Raw genomic sequence first — 22,438 nt, 5'->3', positions numbered from 1 at the left:
GGCCTACTCGAGGTAGTCGCGGAGCGACTGCGAGCGGGACGGGTGGCGGAGCTTGGCCATCGTCTTGGACTCGATCTGACGGATGCGCTCGCGCGTCACGCCGAAGGTGTCGCCGATCTGATCCAGTGTCTTCGGCATGCCGTCGCCGAGGCCGAAGCGCATGCGGATCACGCCGGCCTCGCGCTCCGAGAGCGAGTCGAGCAGCGACTCCAGCTGCTTCTGCAGCATGGTGAAGCCCACGGCGTCGGCCGGGACGACCGCCTCGGTGTCCTCGATGAGGTCGCCGAACTCGCTGTCGCCGTCCTCGCCGAGGGGCGTGTGCAGCGAGATCGGCTCGCGCCCGTACTTCTGCACCTCGATGACCTTCTCGGGGGTCATGTCGAGCTCGCGCGAGAGCTCCTCGGGCGTGGGCTCGCGGCCCAGGTCCTGCAGCATCTGGCGCTGCACGCGGGCCAGCTTGTTGATGACCTCGACCATGTGCACCGGGATGCGGATGGTGCGCGCCTGGTCGGCCATCGCACGGGTGATCGCCTGGCGGATCCACCACGTCGCGTAGGTCGAGAACTTGAAGCCCTTGGTGTAGTCGAACTTCTCGACCGCACGGATGAGGCCCAGGTTGCCCTCCTGGATGAGATCGAGGAACTGCATCCCGCGACCGGTGTAGCGCTTGGCGAGGCTGACGACGAGGCGGAGGTTCGCTCCGAGCAGGTGGCTCTTCGCACGCTGGCCGTCCTTCGCGACCCAGCGCAGCTCGCGGACGAGCTCCGGGCTGAGGTCGGTCGAGTTGGCGAGCTTGTCCTCGGCGAACAGGCCGGCCTCGATGCGCATCGCGAGCTCGACCTCCTCGGCCGCGTTCAGGAGCGCGACCTTGCCGATCTGCTTGAGGTAGTCCTTGACCGGGTCGGCGGTGGCGCCGGTGATCGCGGTCGAGTAGACCGGGACCTCGTCGTCCTCCCCGCCGAAGGACAGCACGAGCGCGCCGCTCGGGAGCGGCTCGGCCGGAGCGGCGACGGCAGCGGCGGCCGGGGCCTCCGGCGTCTCCGCGTCGTCCTTCGCGTCGGTCTCGGTGTCCTCGGCGACGACCTCGGTCTCCTCGTCCTCCGCGGCCTCGTCGGGCTCGACGGCGTCGGTCGGCTCCTCCTCGGTGTCGGCGGGAGCGGCGGCCTTGGTCGTGGCGCGCGAGCGGGTCGTCTTGGCCGCGGTGGTCTTGGCCGCCGTGGCCTTCGCCGCGGGCTTGCGCGTCGCGGGCTTCTTGGTGGTCGTCGTCACGTCGTCGTCGACGGCGTCGAGCGTTGCGGTCTTGGTAGCTCTGGTGGCCATGGCGGCACCTCTCCATCCGTTGCGTCCCGGGGGCGGGCGGCGCGGGAGGGCGTCGTCCGTCGGTGGGCATTACGAGGACCCATGTCAAGTCGAGGACGTCGCACGCCCGACGTGGGCCTGGTGCTCCTCGACCCGAACGGGTCCTATTGACAATTATTGCACGTCTGAGTAGTGCAGCCGTGCGGTGCGGTGCGAGTGGGGCTCGATCCGACGGGATCCGGGCCGCTCGGCTGGGACATCGCGTCTGCAGAAGGGCGGATCGACGGGGACGACCGTCAGCGCCCCGCGCGGCCGCGGCGCATCCGGTCACTCAGTGCAACCCAGAGGGGGGCCACTGTTATTCCCTCGTCCTCGGCCAGGCGGCGGCGGGTCCGGCGGCGCGCGACGACGAGTCCGACGACTCCGGCGCCGACCACCACGTACTGCACGCACCACGCCAGGCGGAAGTGCTCGAGCGAGTAGGTCTGCTCCGAGGAGGCGCCGGGACCGGCCAGCGCGTCGAGGATCAGGCCGATCGCGAACATCATCGTGAAGCTGGCCAGGAACCCGCCCACGTTGACGACTCCGTTGGCCGCGCCGAGGCTCCGCGAGGGGTTGAACGTGCGGGCGAAGTCGAATCCGATCATGGAGCCGGGGCCGCCCGCTCCGACCACGATCAGGAGCAGAACGACGAGCCAGTACGGCGGGACGCCGGGCCAGAGCAGCACGACGGTCCAGGCGGCCGCCATCGCCGAGACGATCCCGAGCACGAGGTTGCTGCGGCGCATGGGGTGGCGCGCGGTCAGGACGCCGAGCACCGGCCCGACGACGATCCCCGCGATGACGACGATCGTGAGGGTCGGCGCGGCGACGGTCGGAGGCAGTCCGATCGCGTAGACGAGGAAGGGGTAGCCCCAGAGCAGGGTGAAGACCGTCCCGGAGGACTGCGTGACGAAGTGCGACCAGAATCCGAGCTGCGTGCCGGGCCGGCGCAGGCTCACTCCGAGCTGCGCGATCGTCGCCCGGAGCGTCGGCGGCACCACGGTGATCGGCTCGGTGCGCGGCGGGACGTCGGCGACCAGGAGGAGCACGCCGAGGAAGGACACGGCCCCGAGGGCGGCGGCGCTGAGGAACGCGGGCTCCCAGCCGAACGTGTGGAGGATCGCCGCGAACGGGAGTGCGGAGAGGATCTGGCCCACCTGGCCGATGTTGCCGATCCACTGCGAGAGCTGCGGCACGATCGGTCCGCTGAACCAGGTGACTGTGAGGCGGATGACGGAGGTGAAGATCGCGGCGTCCCCCGCTCCCAGCAGGATCCGCCCGACGATCGCGACGCCGATGCTCGGTGCGATCGCGACCACGATCTGACCCGCCATCATCAGGGCCGTGCCCGAGAGGATCAGGGTCCGCGGGCCGAACCGGTCGATGAGGATCCCGACCGGGATCTGCATCCCGGCGTAGACGATCAGCTGGACGACGGCGAGCGACGAGAGGACGGCGGCCGCCACTCCGAACCGCTCCGCGGCGTCCACTCCCGCGACGCCCAGCGTCGTGCGGTCCAGGACCGCGACGAGGTAGGCGAACGCTCCGGCACCGAAGACGAACCAGGCTCGACGATCACGCACTCGTCCGATCCTACGGCCGCTCAGGGGGCGGTGGGCTCCTCGCCCGGGCGGCGGATCGCGAGGAACTTCTCGAGCTCGGCGGCGATCGCGTCGGCGCTGGGCACGAAGCCGTCCTCGTCGGTGAGCGGCGAGCGGAGGCTCGTCCCCTCCATGTAGGTGTCGTGACGGGCCTCCAGGGCCGAGACCAGCTTCCGCAGCTCGTCGTTGCCGCCGACCTGCTCGTCGACCTTGCCGAGGAAGTCCCGCCCGCTCTCGCGCAGGCGGTCCGTGGGGAAGATGAGGCCGGTCGACGCCGAGATGCTCTCGAGCGCCGCGACCGCCGCCTGCGGGTACTCGGTGTCCGACAGGTAGTGGGGTATGAGCAGGGCGAAGCCGACCACGGTCAGGCCGCGCTCGAAGAGGCGCAGCTCGAGCAGGTGGAGGACGTTCGAGGGCACCTGCGTGTGCGGCTTCCAGACCGACATCGCCTCGATCAGGTCCTCGCGGTTGCCGCTCACGGTGACGCCGACCGGCCGGGTGTGCGGCACGGGCATCGGGATCGCCTGGACCCACGTGGTCGAAGCGACATCGAGCCGCTCGAGGAGGGAGACCACCGCGCGGGTGAAGCGCTCCCACTGGAAGTCGGGCTCGAAGCCGGTGAGCAGGAGGAACGGCTGGTGCAGCTCGTCGTGTGCGAGCGAGAGCCGGAGCATCGCCGGACGGTAGTCCGTCAGGTGGTCCTGGTCGAACGTGATGATGGGGCGGCGGGCCCGGTAGTCGAGCAGCTGATCCTGGTCGAAGACCGCGACGTCGCGGTGCTCGAGCGTCTCGAAGAGGTACTCGCCCAGCTGCCCCACGGCTCCGCCGGCGTCGGCCGAGCCGGTGAGGCCCGCGACGAGGTGCAGCCCGCGCGGGATCTCGGAGAGGTCGCCCTCGATCTCGAACAGGTCTTCCGGATCCAGCATGCGTCCAGTCTAAACGGGGGTCCCGGCGCCCCGGCCGGGTCCGCTGAGCCCTCAGCGAACAGCGCCTAGCATTGCCGCCATGCCCCTCTCCTCTCTCGAGTACTCGACCGTTCCCGCCTCCGACATCGACACCGACGCCCTCGTCCTCGGCGTCGCACCGGGACCCGACGGTCCCCGGCTCGTCGGCGCGGAGGGCTTCGAGGAGCTGGCCCCCGCGCTGAGCGCGCTCGGCGCGACCGGCGCAGCCGAGACGCTCGTGCGCGTGCCGTCCTCGGTCCGTGCCGGAGTGATCGTCCTCGTCGGCCTCGGCTCGGCGGAGCCCGACGACGCCGCGCTGCGGAACGCCGCGGGCGCCGCCGTCCGCCTGCTCGCGGGGTCCGCCTCCGTGGCCCTCTCCCTCCCCGCCGGCTCCGACGGCACGCTCGCCGCGGTCGCCGAGGGCGCCGCGCTCGGCTCCTACTCCTTCACCGCCTTCCGCGGCAGCACCGCCGCCGCCGCGAAGGCGCCCGTCGAGCACGTCGTCCTGCTGGGCGGCGGCGAGTCGGCCGACCCCGCCGTCCTGGACCGCGCGCTCGTGCTCGGCCGCGCGGTCGGCACGGTGAAGGACCTCGTCAACACTCCCCCGTCGCACCTCTACCCGCAGACGCTGGCCGAGGCCGTGCAGACCGGCGCAGAGGGCCTGCCCCTCGAGGTCACCGTCTGGGACGAGAAGGCCCTCGCGGAGGAGGGGTTCGGGGGCATCCTCGGAGTCGGCAGCGGCTCTTCCCGTCCGCCCCGCCTCGTGAAGGTCGCCTACGCGCCCGAGGGCGCGAGCACCCACCTCGCCCTGGTCGGCAAGGGCATCACCTTCGACAGCGGCGGACTCTCGCTCAAGCCGCCGGCCTCGATGATCGGGATGAAGACCGACATGGCGGGCGCGGCGACCGTCTTCGCCGTGGTGCGCGCCATCGCCGAGCTCGGCCTCCCGCTCCGCGCGACCGCCTGGCTCTGCATCGCCGAGAACCTCCCCTCCGGGACCGCGATCCGCCCGGACGACGTGCTGACCGTGCGCGGCGGGACCACGGTGGAGGTGCTGAACACCGACGCCGAGGGCCGGCTGGTGCTCGCCGACGGCCTGGTCGCCGCCAGCGAGGAGCAGCCCGACGCGATCATCGACGTCGCGACGCTGACCGGCGCCTCCGTGGTCGCCCTGGGAAACCGGACCGTCGGCGCCCTGGGCGACGACGAGCTGGTCTCGCGCGTCCTCGACGCCGCCCGCGCGGCGGGAGAGCCCTTCTGGCAGATGCCCCTCCCCGCGGAGCTGCGGCCGCTGCTCAACTCCGACATCGCCGACATCGCGAACGTCAAGCCGGGCAACACCGCCGGCGGCATGCTCCTCGCCGGCCACTTCCTCCGCGAGTTCGTCGGGAAGCGCGGCGAGGGCGAGGACGCCGCCACGATCCCGTGGGCGCACCTCGACATCGCCGGTCCGTCGAGCAACGGCGGCGCCGGCCACGGCTTCACCGGAGCAGGCGCCACGGGCGTCTCGGTGCGCGCCCTGATCGCTCTGGCCGAGGGCTTCGCGAGCGCGTAGTAGGGTCGACGGGGCGGGAGATCCCGCCTCGTCCCCCCTCCCGATCCGCTCGGCGCCCAGCGCCGGAGCCGGTCGGCCGGGAAGCGGGACCGCACGTCGCGAGGGAGTCACTGGGTGTCGGAAGAGCGCTACGACCTGGTCGTGCTCGGAGGTGGCAGCGGCGGGTACGCGGCGGCCCTCCGGGCGACGCAGCTCGGGATGAGCGTCGCGCTCGTGGAGCGCGACAAGCTCGGCGGCACCTGCCTGCATCGCGGGTGCGTGCCCACCAAGGCACTCCTGCACGCCGCCGAACTGGCGGACGGCGCCCGTGAGGGAGAGAAGTACGGCGTGCTCTCGAGCTTCGCCGGGATCGACATGGCAGGCGTCACGCGCTACCGCGAAGGAGTGGTCGCCGGCAAGTACAAGGGGCTGCAGAGCCTCGTGTCCTCGCGCGGCATCACGGTCGTCGCGGGCGAGGGCCGCCTCACCGCGCCCGGCACGGTGACGGTCGGCGAGCACGTGCTCCACGGAGCATCGGTCGTCGTCGCCACCGGGTCCGCCTCCCGCACCCTCCCCGGGATCGAGATCGGCGGCCGCATCCTGACGAGCGACCAGGCTCTCGAGCTCGACCACGTGCCCGCGAGCGTCGTCGTCCTCGGCGGCGGCGTGATCGGCGTCGAGTTCGCGAGCGTCTGGCGCTCGTTCGGCGCCGAGGTCACGATCGTCGAGGCACTCCCCCACCTCGTCCCCAACGAGGACGAGAGCGTCAGCAAGCAGCTGGAGCGCGCCTTCCGCAAGCGGGGCATCGCCTTCCAGCTGGGCTCCCGCGTCGCGTCGGTCTCGCAGAGCGAGGGCGGCGTCTCCGTGGTGCTCGAGAGCGGCGCCACGGCGGAGGGCGAGATCCTGCTGGTCGCCGTCGGCCGCGGCCCGGTGACCGCGGGCATCGGCCTCGAGGAGGCCGGGGTCCGCCTCGACCGCGGCTACGTGCTGACCGACGAGCGCCTGCAGACCTCCGTCCCCGGCGTGTACGCCGTGGGCGACATCGTGCCGGGACTCCAGCTCGCGCACCGGAGCTTCCAGCAGGGGATCTTCGTCGCGGAGGAGATCGCCGGCCTGGGCCCGCAGGTCGTCTCGGACGTCAACGTCCCGAAGGTGACCTACAGCGACCCCGAAGTGGCCTCCGTCGGCCTCGGCGAGGCCCGGGCGATCGCCGAGTACGGCGCCGAGCGCGTCGCCGTGCACGACTACGGCCTCGGCGGCAACGCCCGGAGCACGATCATCGGGACCACCGGCTCCGTGAAGGTCGTGCGCCTGGTCGACGGCCCCGTCGTCGGCGTGCACATGGTCGGAGCCCGCGTCGGCGAGCTGATCGGCGAGGCTCAGCTCATCGTGAACTGGGAGGCGCACCCCGAGGACGTCGCGCCCCTCGTGCACGCGCACCCCACTCAGAACGAGGCGCTCGGCGAGGCGCACCTCGCTCTGGCCGGGAAGCCGCTGCACGCCCTGTAGAACCACTGCGGTGCGGCGACCCGCCGCTTCCGCATCAGTAAGCTGGACATCGAAACACAAGCGTCTTAAGGAGACAGGCTCATGAGCGAATCCGTCAGCCTCCCGGCACTCGGAGAGAGTGTCACGGAAGGAACGGTCACCCGCTGGCTGAAGAACGTCGGGGACCGCGTCGAGGTGGACGAGCCCCTGCTCGAGGTCTCGACCGACAAGGTCGACACCGAGATCCCGTCGCCCGTCGCGGGCGTGATCGAGGAGATCCTCGTCCAGGAGGACGAGACCGTCGAGGTCGGCGCCGAGCTGGTGCGCATCGGCGACGGCTCCGGAGCGGCGTCGGCGTCCAAGCCCGAGGCTCCCGCCGAGGAGGCCCCCGAGGTCCAGGCCGCCGAGACCGAGCCCACCGACGAGGCGACCCCGTCGGTCGACGCCGAGAGCGACGCCGAGGCTCCCGCCCCCGCCGAGCCCGAGCCCGCCCCGGCCGCCGAGAAGCCCGCCGCGCCCGAGGCCGCGGCCCCCGCTCCGTCGGCTCCCGCGCCGGCCGCCGCCGCGCCGGCCCCCGCTGCCGCCGCGCCCGCCGCCTCCCCGGAGCCCACCGACTCCAACCCCGGCTACGTCACCCCGCTCGTGCGCAAGCTCGCGGGCGAGAACGGCATCGACCTCTCCACCCTCACGGGAACCGGAGTCGGTGGCCGCATCCGCAAGCAGGACGTCCTCGACGCGGTCGAGGCCGCCAAGTCGGCTCCGGCCGCCCCGGTCTCGGCGCCCGCCGCCGCAGCCGCGAAGGCCGCGCGCACCCCGCTCGAGACCTCGCCCCTCCGCGGCACCACGCAGCCGATGTCGCGCCTGCGCAAGGTCCTCGCTCAGCGCGCCGTCGAGTCCATGCAGACGAGCGCTCAGCTCACCTCGGTCATCGAGGTCGACGTCACGGCGGTCGCCCGCTTCCGCGACTCGGTCAAGAAGAGCTTCCAGGAGAAGACCGGCGCCAAGCTGTCCTTCCTCCCGTTCTTCGCCCTCGCAGCGGCTGAGGCACTCAAGGCCTACCCGGTGATCAACTCGACGCTCGACGGCGAGTCGATCGTCTACCCGGACCACGAGAACATCAGCATCGCCGTCGACACCGAGCGCGGCCTGCTGACCCCGGTCCTCAAGAACGCCTCCGAGCTGAACCTCGCGCAGATCGCCTCCACCATCGGCGACCTGGCCGAGCGCACCCGCAACAACAAGCTCAAGCCGGACGAGCTCGCCGGCGGCACCTTCACGCTGACCAACACCGGTTCGCGCGGAGCCCTCTTCGACACGCCCGTCGTGTTCCTGCCGCAGACCGCGATCCTCGGCACCGGCATCGTCACCAAGAAGCCGGCCGTCGTGCAGGTGGACGGCGCTGACGCCATCGCGATCCGCTCGACCGTCTTCCTCGCGCTCTCGTACGACCACCGCACGGTCGACGGAGCCGACGCGGCGCGCTTCCTGGTCGCGATCAAGGAGCGCCTCGAGGAGGGCTCGTTCGAGAACGACCTCGGCATCTGAGCCGCTCCTCCTGAGCGCGCCTCTCACGAGGGTGCTCCGGCGTAGACGTCGCGGATGAGCCAGCCGGCCTCCGTCCTGATGATCAGGACGGAGGCCGCTGTCGTTCCCGGGGCCGTCCGGAGGTGCACCACGGCCGACGCCCCGTACACGTCGACGAGGACCGCCGAGACCTCTCCCGTCGTCGGGACAGCGGAGGCGGGGCCGCCAGCCGCGTCGTCGAGCGGCGAGTCCGCCGTGACCAGCCCGCGGGCGCACTCCCGGTCACCGCACAGGCGCACCGCGTCGATCAGCACCTCCGCCGCCTGCTCGGCGTCGAGCGAGGCCGACGCGACCGGAGCCGGCGATGCCGCGGTCGTCGCCTCCGCCCGCGGAGTCGACCGTGTCGGGACGGGCGCGGCTCCGGTGGACGCCTCCGCGTCCTGCACCTGCCGACCGGGCCCGCCCGCGAGCGAACCGGCGAGCACCGCTCCCAGCACGATCGCCGTCCCGACGGACAGCGGTCCCCGACGCCGGACGACGAACACCCGGAGGCGGTCCTGCCATCCGTCGAGCGGATGGACGCGCCGATGCCGGGCAGCAGGAGTGAGCACCGCCTCCCGACCAGGTGCATCCGCTCCGGACGTCGGCAGCGCCCGGACCGCCTCGCCGATCCCCTGCGGATCCGCGAGTCCGTAGAGGCCGCCCTCCAGCGCCAGCAGGTCGCAGTGCCGCGCGAGTGCGGCGACCGGCAGCTCCGGACAGAGCATCCCGAGGCGCTCCAGGACCCGCTGCAGCGCGTCGCGCGCCGCACGCGGGGTGTCGACGGCGGACGTCGTCAGCAGCAGCAGGGGCCGGCCCTCCTCCGTCAGGCCGATGTCGTCCGTCGTCGGACCCAGCCAGGCTCCCTCGAGTGCGGCCGAGCGGACGGCTCCGACCACGGGGGCGAGCAGGGTGACCGCGGCGCCGAGTCCGATCCCCCGCTCGACCCGCAGGAACCTCTCGAGCGTGGCGACGACGGGAGGAGCGGTCGAGACGACGCACCTCCTCGGAGACGACTCCACTCGGACGATGCGCTCGCGGTGGCGGTGCTCGGCGAGACGAGCCACCGGCGAGGCCTGCAGCGCCTCGCCGTCCCGGGGCCGCATCGTCCTCTCGACCGCCGGTGAGGCGTCCGGCTCAGGCGTCCGCCGCCTCCCCATCCGCACTCCGCCGCTCCTCCGGCTCTGGACCGTCCCGCTGCTCGTCATGAGGGGAGCCTGACCGCGGACCGCGGCGGAGGACGCGCGCCGATCCTGATCAGTGGAGGGATCGGCGCACGCGCCCTCTGTGGAGGAGCCGGATCCGCGTCCGGGGTCCGCCGCCGCGCTCCCGCTCGGTATCCTTGACGTCATGGCACGCAGCACGGAACCGTCGACGAAGGCGGTCAAGGAACCCGGACGTCTCAAGCAGATGTGGCAGGTGTTCCAGATGACCCGCCGCTACGACAGCAGCGCCGTCTGGATCATCCTCCTCGCGCTCCTGCTCCCGATCCTGCTCGGCGTGCTCCTCGGCGTCCTGCTCGGCAACGGCAACGGCTTCGTGATCGCGCTGTGGATCGTCGTGGGCGTGATGGCCGGACTCGTCGCCGGACTCGCCGTGCTCTCGCGTCGCGCCGAGCGCGCCGCCTACGGCCAGATCGCCGGGCAGCCCGGCGCGGTCGGCGCCGTTCTGCGCAGCGGCCTGCGCGGCACCTGGACCGGCGGGGAGATGCCCGTCGCCGTCAACGGCAAGACCCAGGACGCGGTCTACCGTGCTGTCGGCCGCGGAGGCGTCGTGCTGATCGCGGAGGGCCCCGCCTCCCGCACCAAGCGCATGCTCGAGGACGAGCGGCGCAAGGTGTCGCGGATCCTGCCGAACGTCCCCGTCACCTTCGTGCACGTCGGCTCCGACGCGGACGCGACTCCGCTGCACAAGGTGCCGAGCCGCCTCTCGAAGACGAAGAAGGTCCTCACCAAGGCCGAGGTCCTCGCGGTGAAGAACCGGCTCTCCTCGCTCAACACGTCGCTGCCCATCCCGAAGGGCGTCGACCCCTTCAAGGTGCGCCCGCAGCGCTCGCGCTGACGCACGACACGACAGGCCGGTCGGGATCGCTCCCGACCGGCCTGCTCCGTCTGCGTCACCGTCAGTAGCGGACGAGCACCGTCCCGGCCACCTTGTCGTGGAAGCCGCGCTGATCCGAGTCCCAGACGAGCGCCGGCACCAGCACGGCCAGCAGCACCGAGCGCACGATCGGGCGCCACACGCCGACCCAGCCACCGCCGAGCCGGATGACGCGCATCCCGAGCAGGCGGTGCCCGATGCTGCCGCCGATGGTGGGGATGAAGACGACCTGCAGCAGGACGAACAGCAGCAGGCTCGCCCAGCGGTCGTAGTCGAAGAACGCGAGCGACAGGAGGGCGGCGACGGCGAAGTCGACGGCCAGGGCGGCGATGCGGCGGCCGGACCGTCCGACCGAGAGGCGGCCTTCTCGAGGGAGGCCGAGGCGCTCCCCCGGGTACGAGCTCGGGGCGGCGTCGGCGAAGGTCCTGCGGTCGGCGGCTGGCATCCTCCGATCCTATCCGCGGCGTCTCGGAGCGGCCCGAGGTGCGGCCGGTCCGGCCCGCGACGTGGAGCCCGACCCCGGACGGGCCCCGTAACATGTCGGAAACAACAGGGACACGGTGGGGAAACCCCCCGTCACTACCCTGGAACGGCTGCGCTCTGCAGCACCCCGTTACGCCATTGGAGACCTTTGCATGTTTAAAGATTCTTCCGAGGTGCTCACGTTCATCAAGGACACGGACGTCAAGTTCCTCGACATCCGGTTCACCGATCTCCCCGGTGTCCAGCAGCACTTCAACATCCCCGCCTCGACAGTCGACGAGGAGTTCTTCTCCGTCGGCCAGCTCTTCGACGGGTCCTCGATCCGCGGATTCGCGAACATCCACGAATCGGACATGCAGCTGATCCCTGACGTGACCACCGCCTACGTGGACCCGTTCCGCGTCGAGCGCACGCTGATCCTCGTCTTCGACATCTACAACCCGCGCAACGGCGAGATCTACTCGAAGGACCCCCGCCAGGTCGCGAAGAAGGCCGAGAAGTACCTCGCGTCGACCGGTATCGCCGACACCGCGTTCTTCGCCCCCGAGGCGGAGTTCTACATCTTCGACGACGTCCGCTACGAGGTCACGCAGAACTCCGCGTTCCACTCCGTCGACTCGGTCGAGGGCGCCTGGAACTCCGGACGCGTCGAGGAGGGCGGCAACCTCGGCAACAAGACTCCCTACAAGGGCGGCTACTTCCCCGTCAGCCCGGTCGACAAGCAGGCCGACCTCCGCGACGACATCTGCCTCAAGCTGATCGACGCCGGCCTCATCCTCGAGCGCTCCCACCACGAGGTGGGCACCGGCGGCCAGGCCGAGATCAACTACCGCTTCGACACGATGGTCCACGCGGCGGACGACATCCTGAAGTTCAAGTACATCGTCAAGAACACGGCGGAGCAGTGGGGCAAGACCGCCACGTTCATGCCGAAGCCGCTCTTCGGCGACAACGGCTCGGGCATGCACACCCACCAGTCGCTGTGGAACGACGGCACGCCGCTGTTCTACGACGAGAACGGCTACGGCGGTCTCTCGGACCTCGCGCGCTGGTACATCGGCGGCCTGCTCAAGCACGCCCCCGCCGTCCTCGCGTTCACGAACCCGACGGTCAACTCCTACCACCGCCTGATCCCGGGCTTCGAGGCGCCGGTCAACCTGGTGTACTCGGCCGGCAACCGCTCCGCGTCCATCCGCATCCCGATCACGGGCACCAACCCGAAGGCCAAGCGCATCGAGTTCCGCGCGCCCGACGCCTCCGGCAACCCGTACCTCGCGTTCGCCGCGCAGCTGATGGCGGGCCTCGACGGCATCAAGAACCGCATCGAGCCGCACGAGCCGGTCGACAAGGACCTCTACGAGCTGCCCCCCGAGGAGGCGAAGCTCATCCCGCAGGTCCCCGCGACCCTCGGCGAGGCGCTCGACGCCCTCGAGGCCGACCACGACTTCCTCCTCCAGGGCGGCGTGTTCACTCAGGAGCTCATCGACACCTGGATCGAGTACAAGCGCGAGAAGGAGATCAAGCCCCTCGCGCAGCGTCCTCACCCGTTCGAGTTCGAGCTGTACTACGGGGTCTAGCTAGATCCCGCGGAAGTAGCGGAGTCAGTCCGCAACGAGTCCGCACGAGCGGCCAGCACCTGTGCAACGGCCGCTCGTGCGGACTCGTCTTTGTCTGGCCACATGTGCCCGTACGTGTCGAGCGTCGTCTTCGCGGACGAGTGCCGCAGGCGGGCCTGCACGACCTTCACGTCGAGGCCCGAGGCGATCAGCAGCGAGGCGAAGTAGTGGCGGCAGTCGTGAATCCGGAAGCCCTCGGGCAGCCCGTCGATCGTCTCGCGCGCGGCTCGGAACTGAGTCTCGATCGTGTACGGAGCGACCGGCCGGCCGTAGGCGCCGACGACGAGCGTGCTGCTCCCCCACTTCGCCGGCACCCGGTTCAGCTCGAGGGCGAGCTCGGTCGGGATCGGGATCGGGGTGCGCGACATCTCCGTCTTGAGCGGCTCGGCCGGGTACTGGATCGCCGGAGTGATGATGCCGCGCATGAAGTCGACGTCGACGGTCCGCAGCGCGGCGATCTCGGCGACCCGCAGGCCCGCGAACGCGCCGAGCAGGATGACCGGCTTCATTCCCTCCGGCATCGCGTCGTAGAGCGCCCAGATCTGCTCGGTCGTCGCCACGTAGGGCCGCTGCTTCCCTGCGCCCGGAGACGTCCGCCTCGAGACCGGGGAGCGCGGTACGAGTCCGTCGTGCACGGCATCCGAGAACAGGTGCGACAGGCGAGCGTGCAGGGCGTACACCGTCGAGTCCGCGAGGCCCTGCTCCTTCAGCGCCGCGGTCCACATCTTCACCTCGGACGGCCGAACGCTCGCCAGCGGCCGCGGGCCGAACGCGGCGCGGATGTGCTTCAGGTGAGTGCGCGCCTGGCGGACCGTCGACGGGCGCTTCGTCGCGTAGCCGGCGAGCCAGCGTTCACACCACTCCCCCACCGTCATGCGAGCCGTCTCGGGGTCGAGGTAGTCGCCGCGGACGACGGAAGCCGTCACGGAGTCGAGCCAGTGCTGCGCGGACTCCGCCGGTGCCTTCGGGTTGTTTTTGAACGGGAAGTGGCGGGCGTGCTCCTTGCCGTCCGCGTCGCGGTAACGCGCGCGCCACGTGCCGTTAGGGCGCTTCTGGATGCTGGCCATCGCTAGTCGCCGATCTCCGCCGTGTGCTCGGCTTCCTCGTCGAAGGCCCGCTCACCGAACCGCTTAGCCATCTCGCCGTCACGTTCTTCCGAACGCACTCGGAGCCACCATGGGAGCGAAGCGTGCACGAAGACGCCTACGTCCGTCTCGGCATCTTCGTAGTCAGTCGAGAGGTTCAACGGCAGCTCACCGATTGCCCAGTGCCAGGCTTCGAACGCCGACCCGCGGTGTCCGGTGATCTCTACCGTTTCGTTCGACGAGCGCGTGTGGGGCATCAGGAGCGCGAGTGGAGTGACGCCGAAGACTACGGCCAAGGCGACAAGGTCGTCGACCTCCACGCGCCGATCGCCTGACTCCATCTTGCCGATGCTCGCGACCGGCACCGGGCGGCCCATGCGCCCGAGCATGCCGGACACGTCCGCTTGAGTCAGGCCCGCGTAGAGGCGGATCCGCTTGAGGTTTCTGGCGACCTCGAAGCCGGTTGCGCCGACATCGTTGCCGCGTTGCTTCGGTCGGGGATCGGTTGACATACGACGAGAGTAGTTGACTTACAACGGCGGTGCCCGTATGTTCCTTGCAACGCAAGTCGCTCTACTTGGAAGGAATCCTGATGTCGCCAGACCCGACCGCGAACGTGAGCTCGCTGCTCACGCTCCCGGAGACCGCAGCGCAGCTGCGTAAGTCCGAAGCGCAGCTCCGGTGGATGCTTCACCGAGGTACCGCCCCGCGCTCTGCCCTTATTGGCGGCCGCCGGATGTGGAGGGCGTCCGACGTGGCGGCGTTCATCGAGGCCGCGTTCGAGCAGGAGGCGTCCTAGGTGGCCGGCGCGAAGCTCGGGGAAGTGCGCGTGCAGCTCGTCATCGAGGGCTCCACGACGGCCGTCTCGGCGGTCGCGTTGACCCGCAACAAGGCGATCACCGCCGCGGCCTTATTACAGCTCCTCCCGGCGCTCGTCCGAGATCTCACCGAGACCCTCGAGCGGATGCGCAGCCGGGAGGACCACCCCGCGAAGGGCAAGCCGCTGTGAGCCCGCCTGCGGCCCGATCGTCCGGCTCACGGCCCGCAACACCACCCAGGCAAGGAAAAAGCCCCTGGCGCCGCATCACTGATGCCAGGGGCTACGGAACCAACCTCGTCCCGAAGGAGAAGAAGACCTCATGTCCGTTTCCACAGTAGCGCCCACCCCTCCCGCTTCGTCAAGCGGGACGACCGTGATCGACGACCGCACCCCGCTCAACCCGCTGGAAGTCGACTACGCCTCCCGCTTCGAAGGGTGGGCGACCGTTGTGCGGTTGTTAGCCCGGCCCGTCTACGAGGCGGACGGCTACCGGTTCGCTGGCCGGCTCGTCGAGGACGCAGCCGCGAAGCGGTTCATCATCCGGATGTTCGCCGGCTCCACCGTCGGAGACCTGCAGCAGATGCAGCTCACCCTCCGGCAGGTGCGCGGGGGCATGTACGCCCGCCTCCCGTGGGTCGACCTCGCGGACGGGCGCCGAGTGGTCACGCTCTCCGCCAAGCCGTTCGGCGGACTCCTGATCCCGTGCCGCGAGCCGGCGTGCGTGAACTACCGCGGCGCGCACGTCATCGACGAGGACGGCAGCCCGTGGCACCAGCACACCGCGCTCAAGCTCGAGGACGACCGCTGGCGGGTGCAGGTACTGCGCGCGGATGACGAGCCGGAGTGGATCGTCGAGCTCCTGGCCGAAGACGAGTACATCGGCGACGAGGCCGCAGCGCTGTCGGTCGCACTGGCGGCCGCGGCCGACGAGGCACGGCGCTTGAACTCGAGGGACGGCGATGGATGAGCCTGTCCGGACGCAAGTGGGCGTGGTCAGTCAAGGAGCTGTGGGACCTGGGCGAGCGCCGCCGGCTACTCCCTGGCGAGAAGCTGATCCTGTTGTTCCTCGGCGACATGGAGAACGTCCGCGAAGGGTGGGCGTACCCGTCGCGGGAGACGATCGCCGAGGAGACGATGCAGACCGTCCGGTCGGTCAGCACCCACATCAAGACGCTCGAGCTAGCGGACCTCATCACGGTGGGTAAGCGCCGCAGCTCATCCGGCAAGTGGTACCGGAACGTCTACATCCTGGCCGTGCCGGATGAGCTGCGGGACGCCGACGATGCGTGGTTGGAGCACCACTGAGAACAGGCAACGGTTTCCGGTTCGCGGTCCACCGTGTGCAACTGCTGCGTGACCAGGTGCAACTGGTGCAGATCGAACCGGAAACCATTTCCGTCCGAACCGGAAACCGTTGCCTACTACCAGTAAGAGACCACGAAGTAACCAGAGACATAGATACCAAGCCCACTTCCTGCCGGAAGCGGGCGTCCGATTCCCTCTTCGAGATTCAGAAGAGACCACCTACAGGCGCCGCTCTCGTAGACCTACAGAAGAGCAGCCAGGACGAGAGGAAGACACTATGAGCAAACAGCCCGAGTGGTCCGAGCAGGACCAGCGCGACTACCTCGAACGGATCAACGAGGCCGCCGACGAGATCATCGCTGAGTACCTCGCGACCATCGACAACCTCAAGCGCCGGCAGAGCGCGATCCGGATCGTGAACGAGCGGGGACTGAACGGGCAGGGGATCGTCGACACCCTGTACCTGGTCGGCCTGACCCTCGCATCGGCGCTCACTCCCAACGGCCCGTGGAGTGAGAACGACATCGGAGCGATCCGGACTGACATGCAGTTCAACAGCCTGGTGGATCCGATCATCCCGCTGACCGACCAGAACGAGGAGGACCACTGATGGAGCCCGAGACCGAGACCACTGAGGAGACGCCGGAGGGTTTCGCGACTCTCGACGAGGCGCTGCACCAGTCCGCGGAGCATCTCGCCGAGGAGGACCAGGAGGAGCCCGCCGAGGAGCCCGAGACGCCGGAGGAGCCGCGGTCGGAGTTCGCGAAGCTGCGCCAGCGTGTCCGTGACGCGGAGGCGGAGACGGAGACGCTCAGGGGCACCGTCACGGCGTTGCAGCGTGCGGAGGTCGAACGCCTCGCCAGCACGCCCTCGACGATCCGGCCGGAGTCGATGCAGCTTCACGCCCTTCACCGCCCTGAGGACGTGTGGAGCGCCGGCCACGACCTGGCCGAGTTCCTGACCGATGAGGGCGCCGTCGACGCGGAGAAGGTCACCGCCGCCCTTTTGGCGCTGCACGGGGAGCGCGGGTATCTGTTCGCAGCGTCCAGCCCGCCCGCGCCGTTCAATCCGGTGATGGCGGTTCTCAGCCGGATGCAGCACCCGCAGGACAGCCACGCGTCGAACCCGCTGACGAGCCTGATGCAGGAGTCGCGCGAGAAGGGCGCCGCGTCGGTCTCGTCGACCTAGCACACACCCTCCCGGCCCCGGCTCGTCCATGCGATACTGGACGGGTCGGGGCTTTCCGCATGGTCTGGAACCCGGGAGCACCGACACGACTGGCCCAGGGGGCCGCCCGGACTCGTAGCAGCAGCTCGTCCGGTTGATGGCACTCTCATCCCCTGGAGCACACCGTGGTTACCGATTCCCCCACCCTTCACCAGTTCGACCAGTCCGCGACCGGCGCGCTCATTGTCCGCCCCCTCGCGCAGGAGTCCCTCGCGCTCGCGCTGACGACCCTCGTCTCGACCGCCGGCTCGTCGTACACCTTCCCCCTCATCACCGAGGACCCCACCGCCGCGTGGGTCGCCGAGGGCGGAGAGATCCCCACGTCGCAGGCCGCCGCCGACTCGATCACCGTCACGCCTACGAAGCTCGCCGGCCTGTCGATCATCTCGTCCGAGCTCGCCGACGACACCAGCCCGGAGGCCGCCGAGCTCATCCAGCAGGGCCTCGCCCGCGACATGGCGAAGAAGGTAGACGCCGCGTTCTTCGCCCCCGACGCGCCCGCGAACGGCAGCCCCATCGCCCGTGGCCTCGAGTCCGTCCAGTACTCGTGGCTCGGCGCCGCACCCGAGGGACTCGCCCCGTTCATCGACGCGCTCGCGATCGCCGAGTCGAAGGGCGCCACCGTCTCCGCGTGGGTCACGACCCCGGCGATCGCGTCGCAGCTCGCGAAGCTCACCGTCTCCGAGGACTCTGCGCTGCCTCTGTTCGGGACCGGCGCGACCAACGGGATCCAGCGCCAGGTGCTCGGCATCCCGCTGTACGTGTCCAGCCGCGTCGAGGCCGGCGTCGTCTGGGGCATCCCGAGTGATCGCAGCTACACGATCATCCGCACCAACATCGACTACGTGGTCGACCGCTCCCGATTCTTGGAGTTCGACAAGGTCGCGATCCGCGCCATCATGCGCATCGCGTTCGCGTTCCCCGACCCGACCTCGATCGTCAAGATCAGCTCGGTCAAGTAGAAGCTCGGGCACGGCAGCCGCTCCTGCTGTGCCCGCCCCACCGCTCGGCTGCGACACGCGCCGAGCACGACGGCCGCCGCAGTACATGTGTCTCCTCCTTCTCTCCACGTTGGCCTCGGCGGCCGTCACCCTCCACTCGACAGGGGGGCCTCCACCCCTCCCCGGCCCGGTCCATGACCGACCGCTTCGCGTTCTGCTGGACGCGGTGCGCATGAGTCTGGGGGTTTTTTTCTCAGGGGGTCCCGTGGGCTGTTCTGCCCCGGAATCCCGCGGATTCGGGTCGTCCCGGGACCGCTCCGCCGAACACGAAATCGACCACTTTTGAAGGGTTCCGCGAATGCCTGGATCACCGCTCTTCGCGGGCCCGTCCCTCCCGGGCGTGCTCGACGCTCGCTTGACCGAGGGCCTCGCCAAAGCCGCCCGTCTGTCGGCTCGAGCGTTCGAGGTCGAGGCGGCCAAGGTGCTGGCGCTGTCCGAGCTCGACGTGCCGGCCGTGGACTGGGACGTCCCGGGCTTCGCCGTCGCCGAGCAGCGGATGGCCTCGCCGGAGGGGCCGCTTCCGGGCTTCGCTGTCACCGTCACCGTTCCCGTGTCGGGCACCACTGACCTGTTCCGGTTCACCCCCCGGCAGCACCTGATCGGCGGTTTCGTCCTCCGGCCGACTCTTCACCCGTCGAGAAAGGCGATCGAGCTGGTCGTGAACAGGACGCGCGTCGACGAGGACCGCGTGGCCGTCGAGTTCGCCGCGCTGCGTCGCGATGTGGAGCGTTCGCTTGCCTTCGTCCGGGAAGACCTCGCTCGGTGGCGTCCTGACGCGGGAGCGCGTCTCTCACTGGCTGTGGCGGGGCGCCGCGCCTTCCTCGCGTCGGTCGCCGAGCTGCGTAGCTCGCTCACGCCCGCCATGCCGACAGCGCAGACCACCCCCGACGACGGAGAAGACCTTGACTGAAGCCACCCTCGACCGCCGCTCCCTCGCGGCCAACATGGTGCGGTACGCCCTCCTAGCCGCCGACCCGACTCCGATGCAGCGGGTGCGTGACGTCGCCGCGGTGGTCGACGAGCTCGGGCTTTCGGAGGCGGAGGCGGCGCTGGCGGCGATCGACGCGGCCGGCGTGATGGCGGACGCGCTCTGCCAGGTGTACGACGTCCTCCGGCCGCACTACCCGGAAGTGCGCAGTCAGCTGCCCACGGCGGAGGAGTGGCGGGAGGCTGCTCGCGAGGATCTCGCGGTGATGCGGCTCGAGCGCCAGCTGTCGGAGGTGGCCGGCTGATGGCGCTCGGAGGCAGCAAGTCAGTCGGTCGCGTCACGATTCGGGTCCTGCCGGACGCATCACGCTTCCGGGAAGACCTGAAGAAGACCCTCGAGCGCATCGAGCGGATGGCGCACCTGAAGATCAACGTCGACGCGGACATGCGTCCCGCCGAGAGGACGATCAAGCGGTTCATCGACCACTGGGACGGTCAGACGATCACGATGAACGCCGCAGTCGACGCGGGCGTCGCGTCGACTCGCATGGCGGTTCTCACCCGGCCTCGGAACATCTCGGTCACCGCTTCGCTGGCGCCGACATCGGTCGCGAAGATCGGATCCGCTCTCGCAGCGCTGTCCGGCGCTCGTCTCGGCGCTGACCTCTTCAAGGGCATCGGGGAGCGCCTGGCGAACCTCGACCGGGCGCTTCCGAAGATCGCGGCCGTCGCGTCGTCGATCGCGTCTCTCGCCGCCGTGGGCATCTCCGCGGGCGGGGGTCTCGCGACCCTCGCAGCGAGCCTGTCGTCCATCCTCGCGGTGTCGGCCCTCGCGCCGGCCCTCATCGTCGGCGCCGGCGTCTCCGTGGCTGTCCTCGCGGTCGCGCTGTCGCAGATGGGCGACAGGCTCGGCGACGTCATCGAACGCTGGAAGGGTCTCGGCGACGTCATCGGAGACGGGTTCTGGGACCAGGCCGCGCAGCCTCTCCGCGAGCTCTCCGACTCGATCTTCCCCGGCATCCGGGACGGCCTCGAAGGCACCGCCTCGGCTCTCGGATCCTGGACTGCCTCGCTCGCGGAGGGCTTCCAGTCCGCCCTCTCTGGCGCCGCCCTTGAGCAGCTGTTCGGGCGGCTGAACGAGAGCATCGCGATCGCCTCGGGCGGCACGGGAGCTTTCACCTCGGCCCTCGTGGATCTGGGCCTCGTCGGCTCTGACTACCTCCCGCGCCTCGCGCAGTGGATCTCGGATCTCACCACCCGATTCGGCGAGTTCGTCGGCGCGGCCGCCGCGGACGGGAGTCTGAAGGGCTGGATCGACGGCGGCATCACGGCCGCGAAGGAGCTCGGCTCGGTCCTGTTCTCGGCCGGGTCGATCATCTCCTCGATCGCTGACGCCGCGCAGGCAGCCGGTGGCGGCGGCCTGGCGACCCTCGCAAGCGGCCTCGCCGGCATCGCTGAGGCTGTCGCATCCTCGGGCGCTCAGGAGGCGCTGAGCACCTTGTTCGGCGGCGCGGCAGAGGGTGCCACCGGTCTCGCGACGGCCCTCGGCCCGATCGCGTCCCTCTTCGGCGTCCTCGCACCGGTCCTCGCGGACATCATGAGCGGCGCCGGCGCTGGCATCGGCGGCCTCTTCTCGCAAGTCGCAGAAGCGCTCTCGCAGCCGGTGTTCACGACCGGCCTGACGGAGTTCTTCGACGGGCTGCTCGCCGGCATCGACGGCATCGCCCCAGCGCTCCCCGCTGTCGCGGAGGCCCTCGGCGCGTTCGGGTCCTTCGCGGGTGAGCTCGCATCGAACGTCGGCCCTCTGCTCGGCGAGCTGCTCACCGTTCTCGCCCCGCTCTTCACCGACATCCTGACCGCTGTGCAGCCCCTTCTGCCCGTCCTGGCAGACGGCCTCACCGAGGCCATCCGCGACCTCGCTCCGGTCGTGCTTCCCCTCATCTCGGAACTCCTGCCCAAGCTCGTCGACCTGTTCATCGCCGCGGTCCCCGTGATCGTCGACGTCATCCGCGCGGTCTCCGAGCTGAAGCCTGTGCTCGACTTCCTCATCGACGTTGTCGAGTTCGGGATCGGCATGTGGACGGCGCTCCTGAAGGTCCTCGGCGACCCGACCGCGTTCAACGATCTGCAGGGCTTCATCAAGTCCGTGGGCGGGCCGTTCGGGGACTTCATGCAGTTCGCATTCGATGCCGGCCAGCAGTTCGGGCAGACCGTCCGCGACATCGTCGACGGCTTCGCCGGCATGGTCGGCGACGGGATGGCGAACGTGCGGGACTTTGTGAACTCCGCCATCAGCTTCGTGAACTCGGGCATCAGCGGCATCAACTCGGCGCTCTCCGGCCTCTCCGCGATCGGCCTCAACATCTCGATCCCGGGCATTCCGGAGCTCGCCGACGGCGCGACGATCAACCCCCGCGAAGGCGGCACCGTGGTCCGCGTCGCTGAAGCCGGCCGCGCTGAAAGTGTCGTCGACACAGGACTCCTCAACCGGCATTTGGCCGCGTCTCTGCAGATGCAGATGCAGCTCGCGCAGCAGTCGGCCACTCCGCCAGCGATCTACGTGCAGAACCCGTGGACTGCCGAGTACCACGAGGCGCGGATGGCGGATGTCTCCGACCGGCGGATCGGCAGCAGCAACGAGTGGCGGGACCAGGACGCGGGTCGCGGCCGCTGGTAGGGTCCTATCGGGTAGCAGTCCTTCAGAGGGGGGCCTCGATCGTGCAGAATCACTGCATGGTCGAGGCTTCTTCTGTGTTCAACGTCCGGCAGGCGGCGAGGCGCATCAAGCGCGATCGCGTCACGGTCCAGCGGTGGCTGCGCGAGGGACTCCCTCACGAGCGCCTCTCGGAGTACGACGTGCGGATACGGGAGGACGACCTGACGCTGTGGCTGCGGACGAAGATCACGAACCAGCGGGCGTCGCGCTTCGGGGAGCGAGCAGCGTGACCGCGTACTCGGTCCGTGGAGCTGCTCGGCGGGTGAAGCGGACCCGAACGACGGTTCAGAACTGGCTGCGCGAGGGGATGCCTCATCGTCGGCTCGGCACGCACCGCGTGGAGATCGAAGAGGACGTCCTGACCGAGTGGTTGCGCCGGAAGATCGTCGCGAACCCGTGCCGTCCGGGCGCCATGAACTACAACGCACGCCAGGAGCCGGTGACAGAGCCGCTCCCGGCCTTCCGCAGCGCCTAGGCACTCCCGGACGGTCGGAGGGGCCACCGCGCGAGAGGGGCGCTGAGCGGTACTGACCAGAAGTGGTCAGTAAGCGGGCGTCCCAAATGGGACAGCTGTCGGAATCCCGACAGGTGGCCAGGACTAGCCAGGTGAGGCATCCGTGTCAGGTGGCGTAGATACGCCAGGTGTTGCAGCTGCAACAGGTGCTCTCGAGAAGGGCGTCGGCACTA

The 22,438-nt window shown here is 70.1% G+C and carries 24 protein-coding genes; 17 read left to right on the top strand and 7 right to left on the bottom strand.

The annotated features are described in order from the left end of the window. Positions 1-3 precede the first annotated feature (3 nt). The 3 genes from C5C24_RS01815 to C5C24_RS01805 all read right to left on the bottom strand — a co-directional run bounded on the left by C5C24_RS01815 (position 4) and on the right by C5C24_RS01805 (position 3,868). A complete protein-coding gene (locus C5C24_RS01815; RefSeq protein ID WP_104275687.1) occupies positions 4-1,320 on the bottom strand; it encodes an RNA polymerase sigma factor in 1,317 nt (438 codons plus the stop codon). 275 nt (positions 1,321-1,595) lie between these two features. Then, on the bottom strand, positions 1,596-2,924 hold the full coding sequence (locus C5C24_RS01810) for a nitrate/nitrite transporter (RefSeq protein ID WP_104275688.1): 1,329 nt from the start codon (positions 2,922-2,924) through the stop codon (positions 1,596-1,598). Between the two features lie 20 nt (positions 2,925-2,944). After that, the gene (locus C5C24_RS01805; protein WP_104275689.1) at positions 2,945-3,868 is read right to left on the bottom strand and encodes a proteasome assembly chaperone family protein; all 924 of its coding nucleotides are present in this window, start codon (positions 3,866-3,868) and stop codon (positions 2,945-2,947) included. 79 nt (positions 3,869-3,947) lie between these two features. Between C5C24_RS01805 and C5C24_RS01800 the strand changes: the two genes are divergently transcribed. The 3 genes from C5C24_RS01800 to sucB all read left to right on the top strand — a co-directional run bounded on the left by C5C24_RS01800 (position 3,948) and on the right by sucB (position 8,453). Further along, positions 3,948-5,441, top strand: a complete 1,494-nt coding sequence (locus C5C24_RS01800; protein WP_104275690.1) for a leucyl aminopeptidase — start codon at positions 3,948-3,950, stop codon at positions 5,439-5,441. Between the two features lie 114 nt (positions 5,442-5,555). Further along, the gene (gene lpdA, locus C5C24_RS01795) at positions 5,556-6,929 is read left to right on the top strand and encodes a dihydrolipoyl dehydrogenase (RefSeq protein WP_104304149.1); all 1,374 of its coding nucleotides are present in this window, start codon (positions 5,556-5,558) and stop codon (positions 6,927-6,929) included. An 81-nt stretch (positions 6,930-7,010) separates the two neighbouring features. Further along, a complete protein-coding gene (gene sucB / locus C5C24_RS01790) occupies positions 7,011-8,453 on the top strand; it encodes a 2-oxoglutarate dehydrogenase, E2 component, dihydrolipoamide succinyltransferase (RefSeq protein ID WP_104304148.1) in 1,443 nt (480 codons plus the stop codon). A gap of 23 nt (positions 8,454-8,476) precedes the next feature. On the opposite strand, the gene C5C24_RS01785 is transcribed toward sucB, so the two are convergent. Then, entirely contained in the window at positions 8,477-9,577 is a 1,101-nt protein-coding gene (locus C5C24_RS01785; RefSeq protein WP_104304147.1) for a hypothetical protein, read from the bottom strand. A gap of 244 nt (positions 9,578-9,821) precedes the next feature. On the opposite strand from C5C24_RS01785, the gene C5C24_RS01780 reads away from it, so the two are divergent. Then, the gene (locus C5C24_RS01780) at positions 9,822-10,532 is read left to right on the top strand and encodes a DUF4191 domain-containing protein (protein WP_104276086.1); all 711 of its coding nucleotides are present in this window, start codon (positions 9,822-9,824) and stop codon (positions 10,530-10,532) included. A gap of 61 nt (positions 10,533-10,593) precedes the next feature. On the opposite strand, the gene C5C24_RS01775 is transcribed toward C5C24_RS01780, so the two are convergent. Continuing rightward, on the bottom strand, positions 10,594-11,016 hold the full coding sequence (locus C5C24_RS01775) for an RDD family protein (protein WP_104223667.1): 423 nt from the start codon (positions 11,014-11,016) through the stop codon (positions 10,594-10,596). Between the two features lie 190 nt (positions 11,017-11,206). On the opposite strand from C5C24_RS01775, the gene glnA reads away from it, so the two are divergent. Beyond that, positions 11,207-12,631, top strand: coding sequence for a type I glutamate--ammonia ligase (gene glnA, locus C5C24_RS01770; protein WP_104276073.1), 1,425 nt, complete (start codon positions 11,207-11,209; stop codon positions 12,629-12,631). Here the strand turns inward: glnA and C5C24_RS01765 are convergent. Beyond that, positions 12,628-13,737, bottom strand: a complete 1,110-nt coding sequence (locus C5C24_RS01765; RefSeq protein ID WP_104304146.1) for a site-specific integrase — start codon at positions 13,735-13,737, stop codon at positions 12,628-12,630. The two genes, glnA and C5C24_RS01765, sit on opposite strands and share 4 nt — an antisense overlap. A gap of 2 nt (positions 13,738-13,739) precedes the next feature. Then, entirely contained in the window at positions 13,740-14,267 is a 528-nt protein-coding gene (locus C5C24_RS01760) for a helix-turn-helix domain-containing protein (RefSeq protein WP_104304145.1), read from the bottom strand. A gap of 80 nt (positions 14,268-14,347) precedes the next feature. Here C5C24_RS01760 and C5C24_RS18605 point away from each other — a divergent pair, with 80 nt between their 5' ends. The 12 genes from C5C24_RS18605 to C5C24_RS17510 all read left to right on the top strand — a co-directional run bounded on the left by C5C24_RS18605 (position 14,348) and on the right by C5C24_RS17510 (position 22,226). Further along, positions 14,348-14,554 carry an AlpA family transcriptional regulator gene (locus tag C5C24_RS18605; protein ID WP_104304144.1) on the top strand — a complete coding sequence of 69 codons (207 nt, stop codon included), beginning with the start codon at positions 14,348-14,350 and terminating at the stop codon, positions 14,552-14,554. Next, a complete protein-coding gene (locus tag C5C24_RS01750) occupies positions 14,555-14,764 on the top strand; it encodes a hypothetical protein (protein ID WP_104304143.1) in 210 nt (69 codons plus the stop codon). Between the two features lie 184 nt (positions 14,765-14,948). Then, positions 14,949-15,542 (top strand): hypothetical protein, encoded by a 594-nt coding sequence (locus C5C24_RS01745; protein WP_104304142.1) that lies wholly within the window; start codon positions 14,949-14,951, stop codon positions 15,540-15,542. Next, on the top strand, positions 15,539-15,880 hold the full coding sequence (locus C5C24_RS01740; protein ID WP_104304141.1) for a helix-turn-helix domain-containing protein: 342 nt from the start codon (positions 15,539-15,541) through the stop codon (positions 15,878-15,880). The genes C5C24_RS01745 and C5C24_RS01740 overlap by 4 nt, the downstream gene beginning before the upstream one ends. A gap of 277 nt (positions 15,881-16,157) precedes the next feature. Next, positions 16,158-16,490, top strand: a complete 333-nt coding sequence (locus C5C24_RS01735; protein WP_104304140.1) for a hypothetical protein — start codon at positions 16,158-16,160, stop codon at positions 16,488-16,490. Further along, on the top strand, positions 16,490-17,068 hold the full coding sequence (locus tag C5C24_RS01730) for a hypothetical protein (RefSeq protein ID WP_104304139.1): 579 nt from the start codon (positions 16,490-16,492) through the stop codon (positions 17,066-17,068). Before C5C24_RS01735 ends, C5C24_RS01730 begins: the two co-directional genes overlap by 1 nt. A gap of 164 nt (positions 17,069-17,232) precedes the next feature. After that, positions 17,233-18,069, top strand: coding sequence for a phage major capsid protein (locus C5C24_RS01725; RefSeq protein ID WP_181135454.1), 837 nt, complete (start codon positions 17,233-17,235; stop codon positions 18,067-18,069). 379 nt (positions 18,070-18,448) lie between these two features. Further along, entirely contained in the window at positions 18,449-19,018 is a 570-nt protein-coding gene (locus C5C24_RS01720) for a hypothetical protein (protein ID WP_104304137.1), read from the top strand. Further along, positions 19,011-19,340, top strand: coding sequence for a hypothetical protein (locus tag C5C24_RS01715; protein ID WP_104304136.1), 330 nt, complete (start codon positions 19,011-19,013; stop codon positions 19,338-19,340). Before C5C24_RS01720 ends, C5C24_RS01715 begins: the two co-directional genes overlap by 8 nt. Before the next feature lie 107 nt (positions 19,341-19,447). Continuing rightward, a complete protein-coding gene (locus C5C24_RS01710; protein ID WP_146082493.1) occupies positions 19,448-21,712 on the top strand; it encodes a hypothetical protein in 2,265 nt (754 codons plus the stop codon). 56 nt (positions 21,713-21,768) lie between these two features. Next, a complete protein-coding gene (locus C5C24_RS01705) occupies positions 21,769-21,981 on the top strand; it encodes a hypothetical protein (RefSeq protein WP_146082492.1) in 213 nt (70 codons plus the stop codon). Between the two features lie 32 nt (positions 21,982-22,013). After that, on the top strand, positions 22,014-22,226 hold the full coding sequence (locus C5C24_RS17510) for a hypothetical protein (protein ID WP_146082491.1): 213 nt from the start codon (positions 22,014-22,016) through the stop codon (positions 22,224-22,226). The last annotated feature ends 212 nt before the right edge of the window (positions 22,227-22,438 follow it).

The organism is Rathayibacter sp. AY2B3 (assembly GCF_002931755.1).
Classification (GTDB): domain Bacteria; phylum Actinomycetota; class Actinomycetes; order Actinomycetales; family Microbacteriaceae; genus Rathayibacter.
This window is presented reverse-complemented; position numbering and strand designations above follow the sequence as displayed.

Bases quoted from the DNA above. Each gene is read 5' to 3' on its own strand.
- C5C24_RS01815 (WP_104275687.1), bottom strand. From the start codon at position 1,320: ATGGCCACCAGAGCTACCAAGACCGCAACGCTCGACGCCGTCGACGAC.
- C5C24_RS01710 (WP_146082493.1), top strand. From the start codon at position 19,448: ATGGCGCACCTGAAGATCAACGTCGACGCGGACATGCGTCCCGCCGAG.
- C5C24_RS01705 (WP_146082492.1), top strand. From the start codon at position 21,769: ATGGTCGAGGCTTCTTCTGTGTTCAACGTCCGGCAGGCGGCGAGGCGC.
- C5C24_RS01740 (WP_104304141.1), top strand. From the start codon at position 15,539: ATGAGCCTGTCCGGACGCAAGTGGGCGTGGTCAGTCAAGGAGCTGTGG.
- C5C24_RS18605 (WP_104304144.1), top strand. From the start codon at position 14,348: ATGTCGCCAGACCCGACCGCGAACGTGAGCTCGCTGCTCACGCTCCCG.
- C5C24_RS01780 (WP_104276086.1), top strand. From the start codon at position 9,822: ATGGCACGCAGCACGGAACCGTCGACGAAGGCGGTCAAGGAACCCGGA.
- C5C24_RS01760 (WP_104304145.1), bottom strand. From the start codon at position 14,267: ATGTCAACCGATCCCCGACCGAAGCAACGCGGCAACGATGTCGGCGCA.
- C5C24_RS01785 (WP_104304147.1), bottom strand. From the start codon at position 9,577: ATGCGGCCCCGGGACGGCGAGGCGCTGCAGGCCTCGCCGGTGGCTCGT.
- C5C24_RS01800 (WP_104275690.1), top strand. From the start codon at position 3,948: ATGCCCCTCTCCTCTCTCGAGTACTCGACCGTTCCCGCCTCCGACATC.
- sucB (WP_104304148.1), top strand. From the start codon at position 7,011: ATGAGCGAATCCGTCAGCCTCCCGGCACTCGGAGAGAGTGTCACGGAA.
- C5C24_RS01775 (WP_104223667.1), bottom strand. From the start codon at position 11,016: ATGCCAGCCGCCGACCGCAGGACCTTCGCCGACGCCGCCCCGAGCTCG.
- glnA (WP_104276073.1), top strand. From the start codon at position 11,207: ATGTTTAAAGATTCTTCCGAGGTGCTCACGTTCATCAAGGACACGGAC.
- C5C24_RS01765 (WP_104304146.1), bottom strand. From the start codon at position 13,737: ATGGCCAGCATCCAGAAGCGCCCTAACGGCACGTGGCGCGCGCGTTAC.
- C5C24_RS01730 (WP_104304139.1), top strand. From the start codon at position 16,490: ATGGAGCCCGAGACCGAGACCACTGAGGAGACGCCGGAGGGTTTCGCG.
- C5C24_RS01805 (WP_104275689.1), bottom strand. From the start codon at position 3,868: ATGCTGGATCCGGAAGACCTGTTCGAGATCGAGGGCGACCTCTCCGAG.
- C5C24_RS01735 (WP_104304140.1), top strand. From the start codon at position 16,158: ATGAGCAAACAGCCCGAGTGGTCCGAGCAGGACCAGCGCGACTACCTC.